Source organism: Lysinibacillus sp. FJAT-14745 (assembly GCF_001275675.1).
Classification (GTDB): domain Bacteria; phylum Bacillota; class Bacilli; order Bacillales_A; family Planococcaceae; genus Lysinibacillus.
The window spans coordinates 193309-216785 of sequence record NZ_LITM01000006.1 but is presented as its reverse complement, the minus strand read 5'-3'; the positions used below and the strand labels follow the sequence as shown (position 1 = coordinate 216785).

At 39.6% G+C, this 23477-nt stretch carries 24 protein-coding genes; 1 reads left to right on the top strand and 23 read right to left on the bottom strand.

Annotated features, from left to right (window positions below; translation table 11 throughout):
• Positions 1–18 precede the first annotated feature (18 nt).
• Complete coding sequence (gcvPA, locus tag AMS59_RS11040) at positions 19–1410, bottom strand: aminomethyl-transferring glycine dehydrogenase subunit GcvPA (RefSeq protein WP_053483807.1); 1392 nt, start codon at positions 1408–1410, stop codon at positions 19–21.
• Positions 1411–1434: 24 nt separating this feature from the next.
• Positions 1435–2211 carry an SDR family NAD(P)-dependent oxidoreductase gene (locus AMS59_RS11035; protein WP_053483806.1) on the bottom strand — a complete coding sequence of 259 codons (777 nt, stop codon included), beginning with the start codon at positions 2209–2211 and terminating at the stop codon, positions 1435–1437.
• 182 nt (positions 2212–2393) lie between these two features.
• On the opposite strand from AMS59_RS11035, the gene AMS59_RS11030 reads away from it, so the two are divergent.
• Positions 2394–3776, top strand: coding sequence for a sigma-54-dependent Fis family transcriptional regulator (locus AMS59_RS11030; protein WP_234007736.1), 1383 nt, complete (start codon positions 2394–2396; stop codon positions 3774–3776).
• 199 nt (positions 3777–3975) lie between these two features.
• On the opposite strand, the gene AMS59_RS11025 is transcribed toward AMS59_RS11030, so the two are convergent.
• The 21 genes from AMS59_RS11025 to AMS59_RS10925 all read right to left on the bottom strand — a co-directional run bounded on the left by AMS59_RS11025 (position 3976) and on the right by AMS59_RS10925 (position 23472).
• Positions 3976–5031, bottom strand: coding sequence for an LLM class flavin-dependent oxidoreductase (locus tag AMS59_RS11025; protein ID WP_053483805.1), 1056 nt, complete (start codon positions 5029–5031; stop codon positions 3976–3978).
• Positions 5032–5046: 15 nt separating this feature from the next.
• Positions 5047–5988, bottom strand: coding sequence for a ring-cleaving dioxygenase (locus tag AMS59_RS11020; RefSeq protein WP_053483804.1), 942 nt, complete (start codon positions 5986–5988; stop codon positions 5047–5049).
• Between the two features lie 52 nt (positions 5989–6040).
• Positions 6041–6484: a MarR family winged helix-turn-helix transcriptional regulator gene (locus AMS59_RS11015; protein ID WP_053483803.1), complete on the bottom strand. Its 444-nt coding sequence runs from the start codon at positions 6482–6484 to the stop codon at positions 6041–6043.
• A 98-nt stretch (positions 6485–6582) separates the two neighbouring features.
• Positions 6583–7203, bottom strand: a complete 621-nt coding sequence (gene cdaS, locus AMS59_RS11010; RefSeq protein ID WP_082337463.1) for a sporulation-specific diadenylate cyclase CdaS — start codon at positions 7201–7203, stop codon at positions 6583–6585.
• A 290-nt stretch (positions 7204–7493) separates the two neighbouring features.
• The gene (locus AMS59_RS11005; protein ID WP_053483802.1) at positions 7494–7724 is read right to left on the bottom strand and encodes a hypothetical protein; all 231 of its coding nucleotides are present in this window, start codon (positions 7722–7724) and stop codon (positions 7494–7496) included.
• A gap of 98 nt (positions 7725–7822) precedes the next feature.
• Positions 7823–9817, bottom strand: a complete 1995-nt coding sequence (locus tag AMS59_RS11000) for a methyl-accepting chemotaxis protein (protein WP_053483801.1) — start codon at positions 9815–9817, stop codon at positions 7823–7825.
• A gap of 376 nt (positions 9818–10193) precedes the next feature.
• Positions 10194–11126 (bottom strand): ribonuclease Z, encoded by a 933-nt coding sequence (gene rnz, locus AMS59_RS10995; protein WP_053483800.1) that lies wholly within the window; start codon positions 11124–11126, stop codon positions 10194–10196.
• A gap of 99 nt (positions 11127–11225) precedes the next feature.
• Positions 11226–12062, bottom strand: a complete 837-nt coding sequence (locus AMS59_RS10990) for a class I SAM-dependent methyltransferase (protein WP_053483799.1) — start codon at positions 12060–12062, stop codon at positions 11226–11228.
• Positions 12059–13558 carry a cobyric acid synthase gene (locus AMS59_RS10985; RefSeq protein WP_053483798.1) on the bottom strand — a complete coding sequence of 500 codons (1500 nt, stop codon included), beginning with the start codon at positions 13556–13558 and terminating at the stop codon, positions 12059–12061. Before AMS59_RS10985 ends, AMS59_RS10990 begins: the two co-directional genes overlap by 4 nt.
• Positions 13537–13860 carry a hypothetical protein gene (locus tag AMS59_RS25115; RefSeq protein WP_156304618.1) on the bottom strand — a complete coding sequence of 108 codons (324 nt, stop codon included), beginning with the start codon at positions 13858–13860 and terminating at the stop codon, positions 13537–13539. The genes AMS59_RS10985 and AMS59_RS25115 overlap by 22 nt, the downstream gene beginning before the upstream one ends.
• Before the next feature lie 117 nt (positions 13861–13977).
• Positions 13978–14514: a cob(I)yrinic acid a,c-diamide adenosyltransferase gene (locus tag AMS59_RS10975; RefSeq protein WP_053483796.1), complete on the bottom strand. Its 537-nt coding sequence runs from the start codon at positions 14512–14514 to the stop codon at positions 13978–13980.
• A 14-nt stretch (positions 14515–14528) separates the two neighbouring features.
• The gene (locus AMS59_RS10970) at positions 14529–15089 is read right to left on the bottom strand and encodes a nitroreductase (RefSeq protein WP_053483795.1); all 561 of its coding nucleotides are present in this window, start codon (positions 15087–15089) and stop codon (positions 14529–14531) included.
• 40 nt (positions 15090–15129) lie between these two features.
• Positions 15130–15897 carry a uroporphyrinogen-III C-methyltransferase gene (gene cobA, locus AMS59_RS10965; RefSeq protein ID WP_053483794.1) on the bottom strand — a complete coding sequence of 256 codons (768 nt, stop codon included), beginning with the start codon at positions 15895–15897 and terminating at the stop codon, positions 15130–15132.
• Entirely contained in the window at positions 15894–16532 is a 639-nt protein-coding gene (locus AMS59_RS10960; protein ID WP_053483793.1) for a bifunctional precorrin-2 dehydrogenase/sirohydrochlorin ferrochelatase, read from the bottom strand. The genes cobA and AMS59_RS10960 overlap by 4 nt, the downstream gene beginning before the upstream one ends.
• On the bottom strand, positions 16525–17892 hold the full coding sequence (locus tag AMS59_RS10955; protein WP_053483792.1) for a cobyrinate a,c-diamide synthase: 1368 nt from the start codon (positions 17890–17892) through the stop codon (positions 16525–16527). Before AMS59_RS10955 ends, AMS59_RS10960 begins: the two co-directional genes overlap by 8 nt.
• Before the next feature lie 11 nt (positions 17893–17903).
• Positions 17904–19025 carry a cobalt-precorrin 5A hydrolase gene (locus tag AMS59_RS10950; protein WP_053483791.1) on the bottom strand — a complete coding sequence of 374 codons (1122 nt, stop codon included), beginning with the start codon at positions 19023–19025 and terminating at the stop codon, positions 17904–17906.
• Positions 19018–19803, bottom strand: coding sequence for a precorrin-4 C(11)-methyltransferase (gene cobM, locus AMS59_RS10945; protein ID WP_053483790.1), 786 nt, complete (start codon positions 19801–19803; stop codon positions 19018–19020). Before cobM ends, AMS59_RS10950 begins: the two co-directional genes overlap by 8 nt.
• Complete coding sequence (gene cobI, locus AMS59_RS10940) at positions 19803–20510, bottom strand: precorrin-2 C(20)-methyltransferase (protein ID WP_053483789.1); 708 nt, start codon at positions 20508–20510, stop codon at positions 19803–19805. The genes cobM and cobI overlap by 1 nt, the downstream gene beginning before the upstream one ends.
• Entirely contained in the window at positions 20503–21723 is a 1221-nt protein-coding gene (gene cbiE / locus AMS59_RS10935) for a precorrin-6y C5,15-methyltransferase (decarboxylating) subunit CbiE (RefSeq protein ID WP_082337462.1), read from the bottom strand. Before cbiE ends, cobI begins: the two co-directional genes overlap by 8 nt.
• Positions 21680–22813: a cobalt-precorrin-5B (C(1))-methyltransferase gene (locus AMS59_RS10930; RefSeq protein ID WP_053483788.1), complete on the bottom strand. Its 1134-nt coding sequence runs from the start codon at positions 22811–22813 to the stop codon at positions 21680–21682. The genes cbiE and AMS59_RS10930 overlap by 44 nt, the downstream gene beginning before the upstream one ends.
• On the bottom strand, positions 22813–23472 hold the full coding sequence (locus tag AMS59_RS10925; RefSeq protein ID WP_053483787.1) for a precorrin-8X methylmutase: 660 nt from the start codon (positions 23470–23472) through the stop codon (positions 22813–22815). The genes AMS59_RS10930 and AMS59_RS10925 overlap by 1 nt, the downstream gene beginning before the upstream one ends.
• Positions 23473–23477: the final 5 nt, after the last annotated feature.

Below are 23477 nucleotides of genomic sequence, written 5' to 3'. Positions count from 1 at the left end.
TATCTTCTCTCCTCTCACTTATTGTTGCTCTACAATTTCCTTAATTGCGGCTACTAAATAATCTAAATCTTCTTTTGTATGAATTTCAGTTACGCAATATAATGCACTTTGTCCGTACTCTGGGAATTCCTCTGATAAATCCTTCCCACCGAAGATATTTCTTATTAATAATTCTTTATTAATTTGTGCTACTGTTAAGCCTGTATCATTAAAATCAACAATAAATTCTTTAAAGAATGTAGAAACAATACGCGATCCATTTACCCCCTCAATCTGATTTAACTGTTGCACTGCATATTGACTATTTTGCATAATTGTTTGTCCTACTTCATACATCCCATCAGGTCCCAACAAAGAGAGATATACACCAGCAGTAATGCCCCATAATGCCGTCTGTGTACCAACGGATTCTTTTCCTTTTTCTCGTAAAGCAAAGGATGTCCGTTCATATGCTACATCACCAAAGCCATACTCTCCTTCTTTTTTTGTAGGAACAATCCCAAATAATCTTGAAGGATATTCATTAATAAAGACTTCCTCATTTTGTGTAGCAATGAACCCTGCTTGACCGCCACTATAATTCATATGCATGCCTAGAGGCTGTAAATCCCCACATACAATATCAGCACCATAGTGACTTGGCGGTACTAAAACACCTAACGAAATGGGATCTACTCCAACGACAATTAATACACCGAAATCTTTAGCCAATTTAAAAATTTCTTGTCCTTGAGTTTCTATAAATCCTAAATAAGATGGATTTTCAAAATAAATGGCAGCCACTTCATCGGATAATTTACTTTTTAAATCTTCCAAATCTAATAACCCCGTATTAATATCAAACGCCACCCCACTAAACGACAATTGTGGAGTACCATAATTTGTTATAATTTTTCTTCTTTCTGGTGAAACAGTATTCGCAAGTAACACTTTATTTCTTTTGGTAACACGGCTAGCCATTCGAATAGCCGTCGAAGCAGCTTGGCCCCAATCAAATGTTGGTACACTTACAACATCCATATCTACTAACTCAGCCATCAAACTTTGATATTCAAAAAGAGCTTGAAAGCGACCATGATCTTCGTAGGGCTCGCCTGCATATGCTGTCAAAAACTCAGACCGTTGATTTACTTCATCACACACTGCCGGTACAAAATGTTGCGAACATCCAGCTCCCAAGAAATTTAAGTATTCAGTTGAACTTATATTCTTATTTAATAAACCTTCAATATGACGTCGTAATTCGTATTCTGTTAATGCCTTTGGAATATTCAAATCATCTTGATACCGAAGTTCTTTAGGAATACATTCAAATAGATTTTCTATCGAATTTACACCGATTTCTTCTAACATTTTTTGTTTTACTTCTGATACCATATTTGGGATATATGGATGGACTTTTTTAGTCATTCAATAACCTCCTAAAATTTTTATTTATGCTAATCCTCCGCCATCTACGGTCAACGTTGTTCCTGTTACCCAACTAGACAATTCACTCGCAAGGAATAATACACCATTGGCAATATCAGTTGGTGTACCAAGTCGCGCTAGGGGACGATTAATGGCTGAATCCTTCAAAAATGCACGTTCTTCTATATTTAATTGCCCTGCTTCACCTCTTAAAAGAGGCGTATCAGTGTCGCCTGGGCAAATGCAATTCACACGAATATTTTGGTGTCCATGATCAATAGCCATTGCCTTCGTTAAATTCACTACTCCAGCTTTTGCTGCACAGTAGGAGGCCGCCTTATCTCCACCTTTTAGTCCCCAACCTGAGCCAGTATTGATAATACTGCCACCACCACTTTCACTCATCAGTGGAATCACATATTTAGATAGTAAAAAAGCGCCTTTCAATGACACATTTATAACTGCATCCCATTCACTCTCCGTTAATTCCACAACCGTTTTACGCCGAATGATGCCTGCATTATTAAATAACACATCCACATTTTGAAATTGCTCTTTGATATAATTTGCTGCTGTCTCGCAATCTCTTGCATTTGTTACATCACATTTAACAAACCAAGCTGGATATCCTTCCATTTGCAATTTGGATGCAGCATCATTCCCTTTTTCTTCATCAATATCTAGTAACACTACCTTCGCTCCAACTTCAGCTAAGCGTTTGGCTGATGCAAAGCCTATTCCAGATGCTCCTCCTGTAATGACTGCAACCTTGTCATGTAATTTAAAATAGTGATTAATCATTCCATTCTCCTTTCTGTTTGTTACTAACTATATAAGCAAAAACCATGCCAAATTCTTTCTTCAGCTATTTCTAGGCTTCCTTTATATTTATAGGTCCAACAATTGTCATTCTCGTCAAAACATTGACATTTTCGAATATTCAGACTTAAAATGTTTTTTAATACGTATAGGGGGGATTATTTTTGACATTCTATAACACTATTTCAAAAATAATTGAAACTTTTTCTCAATTATTAATGATTGACATTGCTTTTTTTAGTTCAGAAGGAGAACTTCTCGTAGCTACAACTGCTTATAAAGAAAAAAAAGGCATAAAGGTACACCTTCCATACTTTCAAAAATATAAAGCTGACTCATTTATTGATGTTAAAAAGCCTGGACATATGAGTATGTGTAAAGGTTGCCATTTTCAAAATAACTGTCCTTCGAAAGTTGAAATATTAAAAAATCTTATTCAAGATGAAAATCACTACGGTTATCTCAATTTTGTAAGTTTTACGTCTGATGGGGAAACACAATTACTTAGTCAACAAAGTACCTATCAATACTGGTTAACTAAACTAGGAGATATACTGATTGATTTACAAAAAAGCTTTGGACATTATCAACCACTAAAAAAACGCACGCTTAAAGCTATCCCTTATATACTTGGAGATAATTTCTCTCACATTCACACGACATTAAAAAATATTAGAAACAGTGCTTCGTCAATTTTCATAACTGGGGAAACAGGAACAGGCAAAAGTCTATTGGCAAAATACATTCACGAGCATAGTTTGGTGCAAAAAGGAGAATTTATTGAAATTAACTGTGCGAGTATTCCAGAGTCATTGTTTGAAAGTGAATTATTTGGCTATGAAGAAGGATCATTTACTGGTGCACGTAAAAAAGGGAAACTAGGCTATTTCGAATTAGCCGATAAAGGGACATTGTTTTTAGATGAAATTACCGAGTTGCCTATCCATCTCCAAGCTAAACTATTAATGACATTGCAAGATGGCATTATAAGACGAGTCGGTAGTACAAACTTTAAAAAAGTAAATATTAGAATAATCGCAGCCACCAATCGTCCATTAGAGGAATTAGTGAAAAAGGGGGAATTTCGTGCGGATTTATATTATCGTTTAAATGTTATTCCTCTTTCCCTACCTCCATTAAGGAATCGAAAAGAAGATTTGCACGATTTAGTGAACACTTTAATGGACAAGCTTCAAAATCGTACTGGTAAATTTATTCGAAGTTATAGCCCTACCTACTTTGAACTGCTTCAAAGTTATCATTGGCCCGGGAATATAAGAGAGTTAGAAAATGTTATTGAATACAGCATGATTATGGAGAACTCGATGGAGCTTTCAATTGCTAGCTTGCCACCTTATATTTTAGAAAGCACTCAACATACGCCTCAACAAAATCCTGCTAATTCACTGAAACAAGCAGAGAAGGAACTGATCCTTCAAAAGTTAAATGAATATGGCTCTGATCGTGCTGGCAAGCAAAAAGTAGCGGATGATTTAGGTATAAGTGTTCGTTCATTGTATAGAAAGATTCAAACCTACACTATTTGAATTAACAGTCGCCTAACTTTGTTTACTTCAATAAGAAACCCCTCACCTACTAATCTACTATAAATGTAAGTGAGGGGTTTCAACAATTGATGCGGATTTGACATCATGTGCTGAATCCAACAGTAACACTAGGCAAAAAACAGTTTTTCCACACCTCTTGGATTTATACATATATTAGGGATTGCTACATAAATCGCTTTTATTTTGCTGTATATTTTTTGATGGCAGGTAAAATATCGTGCCCTATAATTTCAATATTTTTCATTAATTTATCGAATGGCACACCGCCAAAGTCAATTTGTGCCATAAATCGCTGCATGCCATAGAGCTCGTATTGATACAGTAATTTTTCAATAATTTGCTCCTTACTGCCGACCATTAAGGCGTCTCGTGTATTTGGTGCTTCCGCAAATTGTTGCTTTGGATAACCTGCGCCACGAATTGCTTGGAATCCCCCATTTAAATGGGGGTACATCCCTTGTAGTGCCTCTTCTGTCGTATCAGCAACATAGAATAAACTTGTTGTAGCAATCGGTAACTCTTGCGGATCAAAGCCACTTCTCTCTGCTGCTTCTCTGTAGGCATCTACTGATGGCTTAAAGTTAACTGCAGGACCACCTAAAGTCGTTAGCATCATTGGAATGCCCATGTAACCTGCTTTAATGGCACTTGCAGGTGGTCCACCGACCGCTCGCCAAATTGGCAACGAGCCATTTTTAGGCTGTGGCAAAATTTGCGCATTGTGAAGTGGCGCACGGAATTGTCCTTCCCAAGTGACCAATTCATTGTCATTTATTTTTTTCAGTAACTCTAATTTTTCTTCAAAAATTTCTTCATAATCCTTTAAATCAATACCTAGTAATTGATATGCACCAACTCGAGAGCCACGCCCTGCGACTATTTCTGCACGTCCATCTGAAATTAAATCGATCGTCGCAAAATCTTCATATACACGTACTGGATCAGAGACACTTAGTACCGTCGCGGAGCTTGCTAATTTGATTTTTGATGTAGCTTGTGCGATCGCTCCTAAAACAACAGTGTGTGCCTGAGTAGTAAAGTATGATTGATGACTTTCACCAACAGCAAAGACATCAATACCTGCTTGTTCTGCTAGCTGACTGGCTTCTATTAGCTCCTGAATACGTTGCTGAGCTGAAATACGTTCACCTGTTAATGGATTCGGAATATGATCCCCTAGTGAATACAAGCCAAATTCGATGCCTTTCGATTGATCAATACGATATTTTTCCATGTAGTAGTTCACTCCTTAATCTAATGGCTCTAAAATAGCCTCAATTTCAGCACGTCTTTCTTCTAAAAATGGTGGAAGATCGAGCTTTTTACCAAGATCCTCTACTGCCGCATCAACCGTAAACCCTGGGCCATCTGTTGCCATTTCAAATAAAATTCCATTACGATCTCTGAAATAAAGACTTTGGAAATAATAACGATCCACTACTCCTGTACTATCTAAGCCCCGCTCCTTAATTTTGGCATCCCATTCCTGTAATTCCTGGGCGTTTGCAACACGTAGCGCAAGATGATGAATGCTACCACGACCGGGCTTCTCACTTGGCCCTTCTAATTCTTTGACAACAATCTCTCCTAGTACTTCACCAGGAATGGATTGCAATACTGCTTCTTTTTCACTTTCTTCAACAACTGTGTAGTCAAATAGCTCTTTTAATAAGCTTACTGTGCGTTGCAAATAACGAACTGTCATTTCAACTGTACCCATCCCTAAAATGCGATGTTCTGCAGGGATTTCGGAGCCGTCCCATGATTGCCAATCGGCTGGCGTTTCTTGACCATGATGATTTAAAAGCACCATTCGTAACCCTTCATGATCCTCAAAAAACAGGGCATCTTTACCTGCATATGTGGTAATTTCACTATGTTCAACGTCTAACTGTTGAAAGCGATTTTTCCAATATTGCAGACTGTCATAGCTTGGCACTAGTAATCCAATACGTGTAATGGCATTTGTACCTCGAACTGTACGTCCTGCTACGGGCATTTCAAAAAATGTTAATTCTGTACCCGGTGCTCCTGTTAAGTCTCCATAAAACAAGTGATACATGGAAGGCGAATCTTGATTTACTGATTTCTTTACACGACGTAAGCCGAGAATTTTTGTATAAAAATCATTATTACGTTTACCATTTTTCGTTAGCATTGATATATGATGATGACCACTTAATTTGTTCATGAATGTTTCCTCCTCGTTTTCACTTGACTAAGCAAGTGATAGTGTAAAAAAATCACGCTGGCGGTAATTTTTTTTCACGACTATGCTTCTCTAATTTCGACATTAATATATTTAAAGTTTTTATTTCTTCTTCTGTTAATACTTCTTCAAACAATGAAGATTGAAATTGTAGCTGACTTGGAGTTGCCGCATCAATCATTTGCTCGCCTTTCGCTGTTAGTGAGATTGTTTTAGTCTTCCACTTTTGCTTGCGTTCAATAAGTCCCTCTTTTTCAAGACGAGCAAGCATCCGAGACATACCACCTTGCGTCACTATCACTTTTTCTGCTAATTGGGATTGCGTTAACGGTGCATATGTCTTTATTTGTATTAGGACATCAAATTGTGCAGTCGTTAAGTCAAAGCGCTTTAAAAACTCATTGGATAGCTGGTTACTTTGATTTGTAAAGCGCATCATCCGAATCCATGTCAGTGATCCGAGTGTGTGTTTTCGCATCGCTTCCTCCTCCTCTCATTCATCACTTTACATGGCAAATGATAAATGAGCAAGAAAAATATCTCGAATTCAAGATATTTTCCAGTGTGAAGCTCACACTATATAATGCCATGCGTCGTAATTGGATATAAGTTTCCTTTAAAGGCAAACGAAATTCTCCCTGTTTCTTCAGACACTACTAGGACAAGCGCATCACTTACTTCACTTAACCCTAATGCTGCTCGATGTCTTGTGCCCAATTTCTTTTCCCCCGTATATATCTCTGACAGTGGCAGTACATTTGCTGCTGACTCAATTAGATTTTGGCTTACTAAAACTGCCCCATCATGAAGTGGATTTCCAGGAAAAAATATAGATTCTAATAATGAATGCGTTACTTCTGCGCCAATATGAATACCAGGCTGTATAATCGATGCCACAGAATCCTCCCGCTCAATAACAATTAGTCCACCGTGTCTCTTTTTAGACATATTTTGTACGCAATCTGAAAGCTCAGGATATTTTTCAGTAAACGGAGAAAGATAGCAATTTAAATAAAATGTTGCAGCTTTCATTTCAATCATTACATATTTCTCTTTAATTTTTTCAAAATTCCCAAGAAGACAGTTTGCATCAGTATCCATTGCTTCTACACTTTGCTGTAATGATTGAATGACCTGCAGAAGCTCTTCCTTTAATGTTTGTTTCATTGGTGAAAAATCGCAATTTGTTGGATCCACATAAAACACCCCTTTCTATAAATGTAATGAAACTCCTCTTCTCTTTAGTTTCCCTAGCTGGAATTTTTTTATTCGCATTAGATAAACATAGTTACGTTCCGAAAATGTAGTCCTCATGAAATAAAGTAACCTGACAAACACACAAAAAAAGGAATCGTGAAATTACCTTTACTTAATTTCGCATATCTCCTCTTTTTTAGATTAATATATACCTCAGAGAGCTAGCGTATAGGGAAAAAAAACACGTGTAGCCATTAGATATCTGACGAATACACGTGTTGTAATTTAACTTACATATGTCCAGCACGAATTTTCTTCACAATGCTGAATGTTGTGTAGGCAGCAGCTGGTGCAAGCACTGCGATAAAAATAAGCCAAACCGTTAAGTTGTCGGTTGCTTTTAATGTGTCATAATTAGTTTTAACAAAAACAATAAGTCCAAATAGTAATAAATAACTCAGCACATTTGGAAAAATAACGATTAAACGTAATAGTGCTGGTGGCATTTTTTGCTGATTCATATAAACCACACCCCTTTATTCAATTATACGAAAATCTACTATTAATCGCATTATATTTCTTTAATATTCCAAATTTTCGTTTTCACTATCTATTTCATTTAGACTTTATATTTGCCTGCTGATTGTTGTAAATTGTCTGCTGTTGCATTTAACATATCAATAATCGATGTCATTTCATTCATACTTACTGCTTGATTTTTAGCCTTTTGCGCGACATCGGCAACACTTGCTGAAGTCTGTTTTGCCAATAATGATACATCTTCCATCGTTGCCGTGACTTCCTCAGTGCTGGCTGCGATTTCCTCTGTTGAACTCGATACTAAATCTACTTGGTCTGCTATTACTTGGACACTATTATTAATGCCTTCAAAAGATTGCTGTGCTTCATGGACAATAGATCGACCAGCCTTTAATACATCAGCAGTAGAATAAATGACCGATACAATGTTAGCTGTCTCCCTTTGTACATTCATCACAACTTGAGAAATACGCTCAGCCGCTAGTTTTGAATCCTCTGCTAATTTGCGAACCTCCTCTGCTACTACAGCAAATCCTTTACCCGCTTCACCAGCTCGTGCCGCTTCAATAGATGCATTTAGCGCTAATAAGTTTGTTTGTTCTGAAATTCCAGTAATGACATTTGTAAACTCACCGATCATGTCAGATAATTTTTCTAATTCCTGTGTACTTACTACTGAAAGATTTGTCTTTTCATGAACTTCTACTAATTGCTTTTGTAACTTGTTCATAATTTGTAAGCCATTATTCGCATTTTCTTCTGTATTGCGAGAAATGGTAGAAATCTCAACAATGGATTCGGAAATATGTTGGATACTACTTGCCAATTCTTCCATCGAATGTGCACTGTCTTCTGTATTTTGCTGTTGCGCAAAAGATGCTTGAGCAACCTGACTAGATTCTCCCTGAATGATTTCGGATGAATCAAGTGTATGATGAGCATTTTCTTGAATTATGTATGTTGCCTCCTTAATTTGGCTAGCTTCCTGCTTCAATTCACGCATTATGAATTGAAAGTTCTCCATCATTCCGTTAAATGATGCTACTAATTGTCCAATCTCATCCTTAGAGTTTACGTTTATTCGCTTTGTTAAATCTGCTTCGCCCTTACTAATTTCCTCAAGTGAATCGCGTACACTTATAATTCGAGAAACCTGTTTAGAAATAGAAAATCCAGTAATGAAGAAAATAACACAGACAACGATTAATGAAGCAACAATTGTTCCCACTAAAATATGTGAAAGTACTTCATTTGAAACAGTGATAGCTAAATATGTACCATTTGATAACGGTTTTACGTATTGCGTAACACGTGTTCCATCATAACGTCCCGAAAAGTCAGATGCTTCTTGCGATGAAAATTCCGCTGGTAAAAAACCAATATCTGCTAGATTTCTGTCCTCTGTAGCTGCTATTGTTTCTCCTTTGTCATTCACAATAGCTGCAAAAAGGACCGTTGAGGATAAGGATTCTTTAAGCTGATTAATGTAATATTCACTACCGATACTAGCCTCTAAATCTAATAGCTGCTGTCCTTGTCGAGCAACCTGTACAATTTGAGGTGTTGCTGGATTCCAACTACTTACCCCTACGAACTTGTAAAATTTATCGTCTACATCACGTATTTCCGCCTTCTGTACAATTTCTTTTGCACGTCCATCTAATAGCTGCATATATTCTGCCGCTTGTCCTTTTGGATCAGAACCGAAGTTAAAATCAATTTTCGGTGCTACAGAAGTGACAGTTGTATTTCCTTTATCATCCGTACTCCATATTTCATCAATGCCGCCGCGTTCAGCAATCTTCTTCAAATCTTCATATGTAGCGCCTTTATCGAGAATATAAGAAGCCATTACTGATTCAGCAATCATTTCCTTTTCCATTATTTCTTCCGCTTTTTCTCTTGATTGAATAGCACCCTCCATTCCCATAACAATGGCGTTAGCGAGCGCCTCCCCGTTATTCTTTACACTTTTATATGTCGCTTGATAAATGTAAATAGAAAATGCACCGATAATAATTACGACAATGCACATGATTTCTAGCATCATTTTCCATTTCATTGTTTTTCCCATCTCGACAATTCCCCCTAAAATATGCGATTATTTCCATTTCATCATACAATATCAATTTTAAATGTTTCATTACTTTTCTTATGAATTTACAATAATAATTTTTAATAATAAAAAAAATCGTCACAAATTCGTAACAATTGTTTTATTTTTAGAATCAGGAGAAAAAGCTTAGATAAAAAAGACTATAATATAAACAATTCCTCAAAAGAGAATAAAGTGTATAAAGACAATAGAGCACCATAATTAATACGCCTTTAAACAAAAAGATTTAATAATAAATGAAATAAATACACTAGTCTTATAGTGCTATTTATAATAAAAGAACCTTTTACATGACGTATCATCTAAAAGGTTCTTTCTGATTGACAATATTATTCTAGGATAATTTATTGTTGTGCCATGTAAACACTAATTGATCGGATGTTAAGTAGGTCTGTGGGAAAATCTTTTGTGCTTCCGCTAAAAATAGTGGTAAATCGCGAGGTAGGAAGCGGGCACTTAAATGGTTTAGCAGTAAATAATTGGCTTCTGCTTGTTGTGCCACCTTTGCCGCCTCGACATTTGTAGCGTGTCCATAGTTCGCTGCTAAATCTGTCGTAGTACCATCAAAGGTCGCTTCATGAATAACGATATCTGCTCCATTAGCCAATGAAATTGCCTCTGGACAGTATTTAGTATCTCCTAAAATAGTGAGCGTAAAGCCTTTTTTCGGTGGAGCGACAACATCTTTCGCATAAACAATGGTGCCATCCGCGAGCTCAATATCTTTCCCAGCTTTTAATTGTCCTAGCATAGGACCTTTCGGAACACCAAGAGCTTGTGCTTTTTCCATTAACAGTTCGCCAGGCAAATCCTTTTGCTCAATACGGTAACCGAAGCATGGAACTACATGTCGCAATTCACTTGCACTCACTGTAAAATGTTCATCCTCATAAATTACACCTTCATGGACTTCAACAAATTGTAATGGATAGGTTAAATGCGTCTTTGACAAGGCTAAGGTTTGCTCAATCCATTGCTGTAAACCTTGTGGGCCAAATATCGTTAATGGCTCATCCCCACCTTGAAATGAACGAGAGCTTAAAAAGCCAGGTAATCCAAAAATATGGTCGCCGTGTAAATGTGTAATAAATATTTTCGTTACTTTACGTGGCTTTAACGAAGTATGCAAAATTTGATGTTGGGTCGCCTCTCCACAATCAAAAAGCCACATTTCCCCCACTTCATCTAAAAGCTTTACCATTAGGGCACTTGTATTTCGGTCCTTTGAAGGCATTCCTGCGCCTGTTCCTAAAAAATGTAGTTGCACATATGCCACCTCACTTCTATATCTATATCGCTTTATTGTACCCTATCGCTCCTAATAAAAAAAACCTTTGGTCACTAGTTTTGTCCAAAGGTTTCATAATTATTTCGGCTCCCATGATACGAGTGCCGCATGGAAATCATGACGATAATAATAACGCCCGTTCTTTTCCTCAATAAACGGCAAGAGCGATTCCTCAACATGCTCTCTATTAAAAGTATTATTTAATATTTTTTTACTTTGTGTTGTAACAAGCTGCTCATAGCTTTCATATTCATACACTCGTTGTAATGGGATGATTTTGCAATCTGCATAAATATCCATTTCATAGAGCAAGTTTAAAAATTCTATATAATCTCTTCGTGGAAACTTAATATCGTAGCCATACTTTTCGTACAAAATTTCATAATGGGGTTGAATCGGTCCTGTTGTCATGCCAATAATAGCACGCTTTTTAGCTAGACGATTCATATGGTAAAGTGCTGATTTGATTTCATACATACGATAAAAGCAATTGACACCGATGACTATATCGTGCGCTTCTACCTCATCTTCAGCAAGGCTTTCCCATTTTGCATGTATATAAGACACATGTTGCTGATCCTCCATGCAATTTTCTAAATAGCTAAGGATACTTTCTGAGCTATCTACACACGTTAGCTTTCGCACATGATCAGCTAATGGAAATGTATAATTGCCCCAGCCTGGACCAATTTCCAATACCGAATGCTCTGGTTGAATACTTTTTTTAATTTCTTGAAAAATTTTTGCAGCATAAGGATCTGTTTGTCCTGTCTTTTTACGTGCGATTGACTGCGCCCAAAACTGCTCCTCTAATTGATCATTGACCATTCTTTCAGGCATATGACCATGCCAATCCTTCATACCTTCCTGCCATAATGCCTCATAATTAATGGCTAACGGTCCTTTTCTTGTCATACAGGTACCTCTATATTCATGATTTCGTATACTTTTTTCATATCGAGATTCGCACGCACATGCTTTGCCAGCATATTGTAAGCGTCCTCTCTACGTTCTGCGTCACTTTTTACATCGCTTGGTAAAGTAGCGAGCCCCTTTTTCACGCGAATGTCATTGATGAGCTGTCGTGTAAAGATGCGATTATGGAATAAGCCGTGGAAATATGTTCCGATCACTTGATCATCAGTACTCACTGCCCCATCTACCCGCCCATCTGCAAGCTGTAAAAATGGTGAAACTTCATCTCGTAAAATTTTTGTACGTCCAAGATGAATTTCATAGCCAGTAAACGTATCTCGTCCTCTTGTTCCTGTCATTTGCACTGTTTTTTTATCGCCAATAAAAACAGTTTCCATTGGTAATAATGCTAGACCTTGCGCTGAATCACCATTTCCTTCTACTGCATCTGGGTCTAGTAACGTTTCGCCAAGCATTTGGAAGCCACCACAAATACCTATAATTTTTGTGCCTCGTTCGCGTAAATTAGTTATCGCTTGATCGAAGCCTTGTGCCTTTAACCACGCTAAATCATCCATCGTACTTTTTGTTCCAGGTAGTATAAGTAAGTCAGGCGTACCAAGCTCATTGACATTGCCAATTAAACGTACACCAACCTCTGGCTCATCAAAAAATGGATCCACATCCGTAAAGTTGGAAATGCGCGGCAAGCGAATCATAGCTACATCCACTGAGAATTCCCCAGACTTTGGCTTTTTAAAGCGTAAGGAAGATAGTGCTAGCGAATCCTCAGCCTCAATATTGACATCTACATACGGCACAACACCAAGTACAGGAATGCCAGTTTCTCGCTCTACCCATTCAATACCATCATCAAGTAATTCACGCATCCCTCTAAACTTATTAATAATCAGCCCTTTTACACGTGCACGCTCTGCATCGTCAAGTAATGCGAGTGTTCCAACAATCGATGCAAATACGCCACCTCGATCGATATCTGCAACTAGCACAACAGCTGCATCTGCTAAATGAGCCATGCGCATATTTGCAATATCACGATCCTTTAAATTGATTTCTGCCGGGCTTCCCGCTCCTTCAAGGACAATAACATCATATGTATTTTGTAAAGTTCGTACAGACTTTTCAACGATCGGCATCGCTTCTTGTACGAATTGATTGCGATAGCTTTTGGCGTCCATATTTAAAAAATGTCTGCCATGAACAATTACTTCCGATACCATATCCTGCTTTGGTTTAAGCAATATAGGATTCATATCAGTAGTTGCGACAACACGTGCTGCCTCTGCTTGTACACCCTGTGCACGGCCAATCTCTCCGCCATCTTGAGTTACGAACGAATTAAGGGCCATATTTTGCGATTTAAACGGTACTACCTTTAGCCCATCATCAGATAAAATACGGCACAGCGCAGTACAAATCATACTTTTCCCTACATCAGAAGCCGTTCCTTGAATCATGATAGATTTTGCTGGCATAGTCTTTTCCCTCCTTTATTTATAGTTGAAGTGCGGGGTTTCTCTTGCTTTCGCGGGTATTTCACTGCAAAGCGCGGGTATTCTTCTTGCTTTCGCGGGTATTTCACTCCAAAGCGCGGGTATTCTCCTTGCTTCCGCTGGTATTCTTCTTGCTTCCGCGGGTATTTCCCTCCAAAGCGCGGGTATTCTTCTTGCTTTCGCGGGTATTTCCTTCCAAAGCGCGGGTATTCTCCTTGCTTCCGCGGGTATTTCCTTCCAAAGCGACGGGGTTTCTCCTCGCTTCCGCGGATATTTCCCTCCAAAGCGCGGGTATTCTCCTTGCTTCCGCGGGTATTTCCCTCCAAAGCGCGGGTATTCTTCTTGCTTTCGCGGGTATTTCCCCCGAAAGCGCGAGTACCCACCGATACGAGAGAATCAAATTAGAATTCTAGCCCTTTAACAGCTGGAATTCCTTCTTCATAATAATGTTTTGTCGCATCGATTGTTGATACTAAATCGGCCATTGCAATTAGCGCTGGATTGGCGCTACGTCCTGTTACAACTAAATGCATTGTAGATGGGCGCTGCTGAATAGCTTCAATGACTTCGGCTAATGGGAGCACATCATCGATTGGGAATTTTGTTATAGCAAGCGCATTGTTGAGCTCATCTAATACGAGTACATCAATACTGTCGTCTTGCAGGGCGGCCTTTGTTTTTTTCCATGCCTTTGCTAACGCAGCACGATGCTCCTCGGGTGTTTTTGTCCAAGTGAAGCCGATACCCATTTGCTCCATTTCTACGCCTAGCTTACGAAGAGCAATTTGCTCTCCGTATGTACGTTCTGGTGATTTAATAAATTGCATGTAACGCACATTAAGTCCTCGACCAACTGCGCGCAATGTGACGCCAAGAGAAGCCGTTGTTTTGCCCTTCCCTTCACCTGTGTAAACTAAAAACAAGCCTTTTCTTGCCATTCTTCAAGCCTCCCTTAAAGCCATGTTGTTTTTTCTTCAAACGGGGTACGTTTCTTGTCTTTAAGCTCCTGCTCTTCTGGATAGCCAATAAAGATCGTTCCTACTACCTTTTGTGAGTCGTTTGCACCTATGAATGTATGCATACGTGGATCATGAACAAGCCCTACTCCGCGTGTACGCCATACAAAGCCAAGCCCTAGCTCCTCGGCGGCAAGCCACATAGACATAATGGCACTACTTACAGCAAAGACATTATCTGCTGTCGCATCTGCATCGCCTTCTACAATATCTGCAGTAACTACAATGGCAACAGGCGTTGTTTGAACAACCTTTAATGAGCTTTCTACTAAATTGGGCTTTGTAGGGAATCGCTCCTGTAAATAAGCACTTGCCATTTCCTCATAGCGTTTCATCGCATCGTCTTGAATTACATAAAAGTGCCAAGGCTCACGCATACGGTCATTTGGAGCATAAGTTGCTGCTTGTAAAATTTGCTCGATTTTTTCTTTTTCAACAGGCTGTGTCGTGTAATTGCGAATCGCTCGACGATTTTTTAAAGCCTCAATTACTGTCATGTTGTTTCCTCCCTATGCTCAAACTTTGAATTTTACCCCTTTATGATAAGGTAAGTCCTCGCTCTTCAAACCATTGAATTTTCTCACGTACTTTGACGACTTCGCCAACGACAATCATGGAAGGATTATGATAGCCTTCTCGTTCAATAATGCTAGCAATTTCATCAAGCTGTCCTGTAATGGTACGCTGTTGCTCTGTTGTTCCCCACTCAATAACGGCGACAGGAGTAGTTGCTTTACGACCATTTTCAATGAGCTTTTTAGAAATATAAGCAATATTGCCAACACTCATATAAAAGGCGACTGTATCGATACCTGTTGCAAGGGCAGGCCAATTTAAAAAATCCTGTCCTTTTTCTTCACGACCGTGCCCCGTTACAAGGGCAAAGCTCGTTGCAAAATCACGGTGTGTTACAGGAATACCAGCATACGCCGGAGCAGCAATTCCTGCTGTAATACCAGGTACAATTTCATATGCAATACCATGATTTTTTAAGATTTCCGCTTCCTCTGCACCGCGACCAAAAACAAATGGATCGCCACCCTTTAAACGTGTGACAATCTTGCCTTCCTGCGCTTTTTCGACAAGTAATGTATGAATCTCATCTTGAATTAAGTGATGCTTACCAGGTAATTTACCACAGTACACAAGCTCAGCATCTTTTTTCGCATACTCTAGCAATTTCGGGTTCACAAGACGGTCGTATGCAATGACATCAGCCTTTTGAATACATTCGAGCCCGTACACTGTAATGAGCTTTGGATCTCCTGGTCCAGCTCCAACTAAATACACTATTCCGTCTTTCATCGCGTTTCTCCCATCAGTATTTGTTGTAAAAATGCTTCACGTCTATCAATCTCTCCATTACGTGTCCATTCTAGTAGGCTTGGTTCAAGTAATGCTTGTAAAGCGTTACGTCTTTCTGGACCTTTTTCAAACTTCGCAGCAATCATTAAACGTGCTTGCTGTAGGAAGCATACATAGTCATCATAAACGTCATCAAATTGCTCTTCGAGATCAGCTTTGATTTTACGCGCTAATGCTGGACTGGCACCTGACGTTGAAACTGTTAACACTAAAGGACCACGGCGCACTGTTGCTGGCGTTATAAAGTCGCTTTCAGCCTGTGCATCTGCGCGGTTGATGAGCTGCCAATGTTGTGCTGCTTCTTGTACAGCATCATTTACTGACGTATCATTTGTCGCCGCAATGATGAGTGATGCATCATCTAAATCACGCGCTTCAAATTCTTTTTCACGCCACGTAATTTGCCCTGACTCAGCAAGAGGCAGTAATGATTCATCTAGAGTTGGACTAACAACGACAATATTTGCTTTAGCTGGAAGCAATGATGCTACCTTCTGTGTTGCAACGTGACCTCCACCAACAATTACTACAGTTTTATATTCAACATTAATATGAATAGGAAAATAATTAGTCATGATTTTTCACCTTCTTACAAGCTGTTAACAAATTGTCAACAAGCTTTGGGTTAGATACAAAATGAAAATGCGTATAGCCAGCTACTAAATTACCTGCTTGGTAACCCTCTTGTTTGTTACCAAAGCGCCCCTTCGTTTCATAGGCCGGTGTATTATGTGCCCCGCTATATTTTGAATAGTGGAATTCATGCCCCTTTGCTTCTTCATCCGTACCAATTAAAAAATTATTTGGTGTGCCAAAAATTTCACGGTAGCCGAGAGCCGCTAGTTTTGTTTGCATCGCTACTTCTCCCGGAATAACACCAACCATGTCATAACGGTCACCATTACTATTCGTAATAGCCTCCGTCAAATACATAAAGCCTCCACACTCAGCTAATGTTGGTAAACCTTTGGCAACTGCTTCACGAATAGACTTTTTAACTTCCGAATTTTCCGCCAAAATATTTGCAAATTCCTCTGGGAAGCCTCCGCCTATATACAATCCGTCTGCTTCAGCTGGGACAGGCTCATTCGCAAGTGGGGAGAAAAATTGCAGCTTAGCTCCTTTTGCACGCAGTAAATCCAAATTCTCTTCATAATAAAAGTTAAACGCGGCATCCTTTGCTACGGCAATGCAAATATTTTGAGATGGTTGTTCCGCAAATAGTTGTCCTGATTCTTGTAGAACAGGAGCCTTTGTTAATGCAAGCAATTGATCTAAATCAATGGTCTCTGCCATTAAAGAGCCTAGCTTATTAAAAAATGTATCGAGTTCTCCTCGTTCGATTGCAGGGACTAATCCTAAATGACGACTAGGAATATCAATCCCTTCCTCACGCTTCAAATAGCCGATAACAGGAATTCCACATTCCTGCTCAATAGCAGCCTTCGCAATCTCATAGTGACCGACACTACCAACTTGGTTGGCAATAACACCAACGATATTCGGTTGATCCGACAACAATTGAAAACCTTTCACAACTGCTGCTACACTTCGTGCCATACTTGCACAATTGACAATTAAAATAACAGGGCTCTCTGTGACAACACTAATGTCTGCTGCAGAGCCAGCATCCGATAGCGGACTTTTGCCATCATAAAAGCCCATAACTCCTTCAATAATGGAAACATCAGCATCTTTGCTTGCGCGCGCGACAATTTCACGCACTGCTTCCTGTGAAAACATCCAGCTATCGATATTGCGCGATACCCTTCCTGTTACGGCAGTATGATAGGTAGGGTCAATATAATCGGGACCACATTTAAAGCCCTGCACAATTTTGCCCTTTTCTTGTAATGCTTTCATGAGTCCAATGGTAAAGGTTGTTTTACCAACCCCACTGCCAGTACCTGCAAGTACAAAACGATTTGTTTGCATAGGCTTCCTCCTTAAAATGTTAATCTAGCAACAGAGATTGTAGCATTGCCCGATTTTTTCTTTTCTAGCACAAGCGACTTCACCTGCGCATAACGCATTGCTGCAGGCTCACTCACCCCGTATGCTCCTGTATATTTAAAAACAGTTTCCGAAGGGGATGGGAAATCAATTTCATTTAATTCCGCCGGTGAATATGTTACAAACTCCCAATCGTATTTCTTTGTTATTTCTAGGAAGCATTGCTCATCCTTCTTTAAATCAATCGTACATAGCGCTTTCACACTTTTTTTCGAAAGCTTCAGCTCTGCAAGGGTTTCATCAATGACTTGCTCAATTTCTTCCACTGATGTCCCACGATTACAGCCCATGCCAAGCACGACCGATTTTGGTCGATAAATAACACCATTTTCAAGAAGTACTTCTTCTTCTGGATCAATGATGCGATCAGTAATTAGCAATGTCGCGTGTGGTTTTGCTTCAATTGCAGCATAAGTTGAAGGATACATTTTAATTTGCTCCGGCATAGCTGTATCACGCATCCACCAGTCAAGTTCCCCCGTTTCCTGCACGATTGCAACGTGCTCCTCGTTGACAACCGAGGCACTGACAGGTGTCAGTTTATCGGCACTATCCCATACCCAGCCAAAACGGGCACCAAATAAATCAACAGGAATGGTCTTTTGTACATCTGAGGCTGTCGTAATAATTGGATTTGCTCCAAGTGCTGCAGCTACTTCATGTGTCAGTTCATTCGCGCCACCTAAATGTCCCGATAACACGCTAATCACGTTTTCTCCACGGTCGTCAATGACAACTACGCCTGGGTCCGTCTTTTTATCCTTTAAAATCGGTGCTATCATGCGTACAACTGCACCTAGTGAAATGATTAAAATTAAGCCTTTATATTGCTTAAAAAGAGTAGGCAGCAGTAAGCGCACAGTACCTGTAAACATTTGAATATGCTTTTCTGCTTCATCACCCTGTTCAAATTTACTCATGTAATATAAATCGCTCGCAGCAAAAGTATGCTGCAAGCGACGTCCGATTTGAACACCGTGCTTTGTAATGGCTACAACCGCATAAGGATTTCGTTGGTCAACCTCTGGTAATACACCCTCTTGTAACTCAATCACTTGTCTTCACGCCTTTTCTAAAGCCATGTGTAAAGGTAGCATCATATAATTTCGAACGATATTGATCTTTATCATGAATAGTCGGATCTAATGCCCAGCCAGCTAAAATCATCGCATGCTTACGAATACCATTCACACGCATTGCTTCATCCAGTTCAATTAATGTTGTACGTACGATTTTTTGATCTGGCCAAGAAGCTCGTTGAATAACAGCTACTGGTGTATCATCAGACCAGCCAGCATTCTGTAATTCTTTTACTATTTTCTTTGTTAGCGTTGCGCTCAAGAATAAGGCAATTGTACAATGATGACTCGCTAAATCACGTAGCTTTTCAAATTCTGGTACAGGTGTACGTCCTTCGGCACGCGTTAAAATAAGTGTTTGTGTTAAGTCAGGAATTGTTAATTCTGCTCCGATTGCCGCAGCAGAAGCGAAGACAGAGCTAACACCAGGAATAACCTCGTAGCCAATGCCTTCTTTTTTTAATAGGGCCACCTGCTCCATGATGGCTCCGTACATCGCAGGGTCTCCTGTATGCATACGAGCTACTACTTTACCCGCGTTGACACGATCTACCATGACCGCTACCATTTCCTCTAAATGCATACCTGCTGTACGAATAACCTCTGCATCTGGTTTTGCCTTTGCAATAAGGTCCTCACTCACTAAAGAATCTGTATACATTACAACGTCTGCTGTTTGTAGCATATGTAAACCTTTAACTGTAATTAAATCTGGATCACCAGGACCAGCACCGACAATATATATTTTCTTCATTATTTACGCACCACCATTAACGTTAAATATTCTAAATCGACACCGTCTAGCTCTTGTACATCCCAAATAATTTCCTCGTCTGACGTTACCTTTGTTACGACTGATGCCTTATCAAGTAAATCTAAATCACGTAGCACCTCAAGCATTAAATCAATAACCTTCGCTACTTTTATGAACACCACTGCATCGTGACTTTCAATCGCTTCACGCATTGCATCATAGTCATCATGGGCAGGGACGATCGCAACACGATCATCGCCATCTGCTAGCGCAATGCCAAGTCGGGATGCTGAACCATTGAACGAAGAAATACCAGGAACTGTTTGAATTTCAACGTCAGGGTGCATGTCCTGCATAAGCTTCATCATATGAATGAACGTACTATATAATAATGGGTCACCTTCTGTTACGAATGCGACGTCCTTACCTTCTTTTAATTTTTCATAGACAAGTTCCACTGATTTCGTCCATTCGCGTTCTAATACAGCCTCATCTTTTGTCATTGGAAATACTAGGCCAAGCATATCCTTTTCTTCTGGGTTAATGTAGACATCTACGATACGATGGGCATAGCTTTTACTGCCTTTTAGTTTTTTCGGATAGGCAATAACAGGCGATTCCTGAATGATGCGGAATGCCTTAACTGTAATTAACTCTGGATCGCCAGGACCTACGCCCAAGCCATATAAAATACCAAGATTACTCATGATTTTCTTCCTTTCGATGTGCAGAAATAATGTAAATCGGATTTAATGGGACAAAACGTGTCATATCTAATATTGGTTTACTGCGCGCAAGCTGTGCCTGTAATATGTCTACAGCAAAGCCACAAGACTTAAACGCTTCGACTGCCTTATATAAATTTTCAATTGTTGCAGCATTCAAGACAATACGACCATTCGGCTTTAAGCGTGTACAGCATAATTGTAATAGCTCTACCATTTCTCCTCCTGTTCCGCCGATAAAAATCGCATCCGGATCAGGGAAGTTTTCAAGTCCTGCTGGCGCTTTACTATGAATAGCTGTAATATCTACACGGAACTTTTGCTGATTTTGCAGACAATTTTCTAAATCAGGAGCATTTTTCTCCACTGCAAATATTTGACCTTCAGGCGCAAGCTTGCCGGCCTCAATGGCCATCGAACCCGTACATGTACCAACGTCCCAAATCGTGCTATCCTTTTGTAGCTGCATCGCTTGTAAACTTAAAACACGAATTTCTTTTTTCGTAATTAGCCCTTTGTCTGGCTTACGCTGTGAGAATTCTTCATCAGCGATACCGAGTGCATAGCGTTTCGGTACTGAAGTTTGCTGTAGAATGACAACATTTAACGGAGAAAAATCAGCCATTTCTAATTCATCAAGTGAATACCAGCCGTATTTTTCATTTGTACCCTGTAAATTTTCTGCCACAAATGCACGGTATTCTGTCATACCAAAATGCTTTAAATAACTTGCTAGCGCATTTGGGTTATTCTCTGCATCTGTTAGCAATGCCACTTTCTTTTTACCATCAATTCGTTGTGCTAAGCCTTTCATGGAGCGCCCATGAATGCTTGTGACATAAGCATCCTGCCAGCTTTCCCCCATCTTTGAAAAAGCAAGCTGTACTGAGCTCATATATGGATAAACGTCAATGTCTAGCTTTTTCGCTAAATAACCACCAATTCCATAAAATAATGGATCACCTGACGCTAGGATAACAGTATTTCTTGTTTCTGCAGATAATCTTTCAACTAGTGCTGTAAGACCACCTTTAATCAAAACTTTTTCACCCGTAAAGTTCGGGAAAAATTCTAGAACACGCTCTCCACCAACAAGCACCTCACAGTCTTCAATCCACTGTACATATTGCGGTAGCAAGCTTTCTAGTCCGTTATCCCCGATCCCAATCAATTTCATCGATCGATGCAATGTCATCAGCCCTTCCTAATAATTGTCCCTGCATCGAATAAATCGATGTGGAAAGCGTTAAACCGCTCTTAATGTGATGTAATGATGAATAACAGCAAGCTTCACATAAGTGGTTAAAGAATGCATCATAGCCCTTTTCTGCCATAATTTCTCCGACCTGTGAAGCAGTGTTTGCCTCTCGTACGTTCGTAACGGTTTCTTCATCTGCACCTATATCCACTGCTAATTGCGCTAAAAAGTTAAAATCAATAGGCGCACTTTTGGAGTGCACCATCATGACACCTTGTGCCACCTTCGAGAATTTCCCCATCATACCGACAAGTGATACTTGCTTCATACCTAGTCGTTTACAATGCTTTAATGTAAAGCCTACAAAATCGCCCATTTCTATAAACGCTTCCTCTGGCAAATGAGGGTACTGTGCCATCGCATACTTTTCACTGCGGCCACCTGTCGTAACGACTAAATGCTCACAACCAGCCTCTTTTGCAACACTAATCGCTTGGACAATACTAGCCATATAAGCGGAACTTGAAAAAGGCACGACGGTTCCCCTTGTGCCTAAAATGGAGATGCCTCCAATAATACCAAGTCTTCCATTTAACGTTTTTTTAGCAATTTCCTCACCTTTAGGGACGGAAATAACTACGTTAACGCCTCGTTTAATTTGAAATTCATCAAGTACGCCTTGTACAGTACTATGAATCATCTTCCGTGGTACTGGATTGATGGCTGCTTCTCCGACAGGTACTGGTAAGCCGGGCTTTGTTACACGCCCGACACCAATTCCGCCGTCCAAATGAATACCTGGTATATCCGACCAGCTTACTGTGCCGATAATGAGTGCTTTATGTGTTGCATCTGGGTCATCACCAGCATCTTTAATCGTTTCACAGCTGACAGCATCCTGCTGAAATGTACATTTTTCTATCGTAAAGGTCGCATCTCGCCCAATCGGCAAATGAATGGTACTAGTCTCTTGCTCTTCATTTGTAATTAAAGCAAGTAATGCAGCCTTTGTTACTGCAGTCGCACAGGATCCTGTTGTATAACCGTGACGCATGTCCTTAGGATCCTTTTTAGGCTTCCGCTCCATTATTTTTTCGCCTGTTCATCCGCTAAAAGTGAGACAGCATTCAATGCGGCAACCGTCACTGTACTACCGCCTTTACGACCAACATTTGTAATATACGGAATACCTTCTAGTTTTAATAACTCTTCCTTCGATTCAGCAGCTGAAACGAAACCGACTGGCATACCGATAATTAAATCTGGTTTCGCTAAGCCTTCTTTAATTAAACGAATTAATTCAAGCAATGCTGTCGGTGCATTACCGATTGCATAAATGCCACCTTCGTGTAATTTAGCTGCCTTTTGCATGGAGATAATCGCACGCGTTGTGTTTTGTTTTTTCGCCTCAATCGATACGTCTTCATCTGCAATATAACAGTGTAAATCGCCACCATGCTTTTGGAATCGTTTTTTCCCTGAACCACTTTCAATCATTTGCACATCTGCAATGACATGGCGACCAGCAAGGATTGATTTAATACCTGCCTCAAGTGCTCCTGGTGTAATAATAACGCTACGTCCTAATTCAAAGTCTGCAGACGCGTGAATGATGCGACGTACAACTTTCCACTCATCCTCTGAGAAATTATGCTCGCCCATTTCCTCTGCAATAATTGAAAAACTGTAATCGTAAATTTTATCTGGGTCTACTGTTAATGGTTTGAAATCTGTTTTAAAGTCCATTTGTA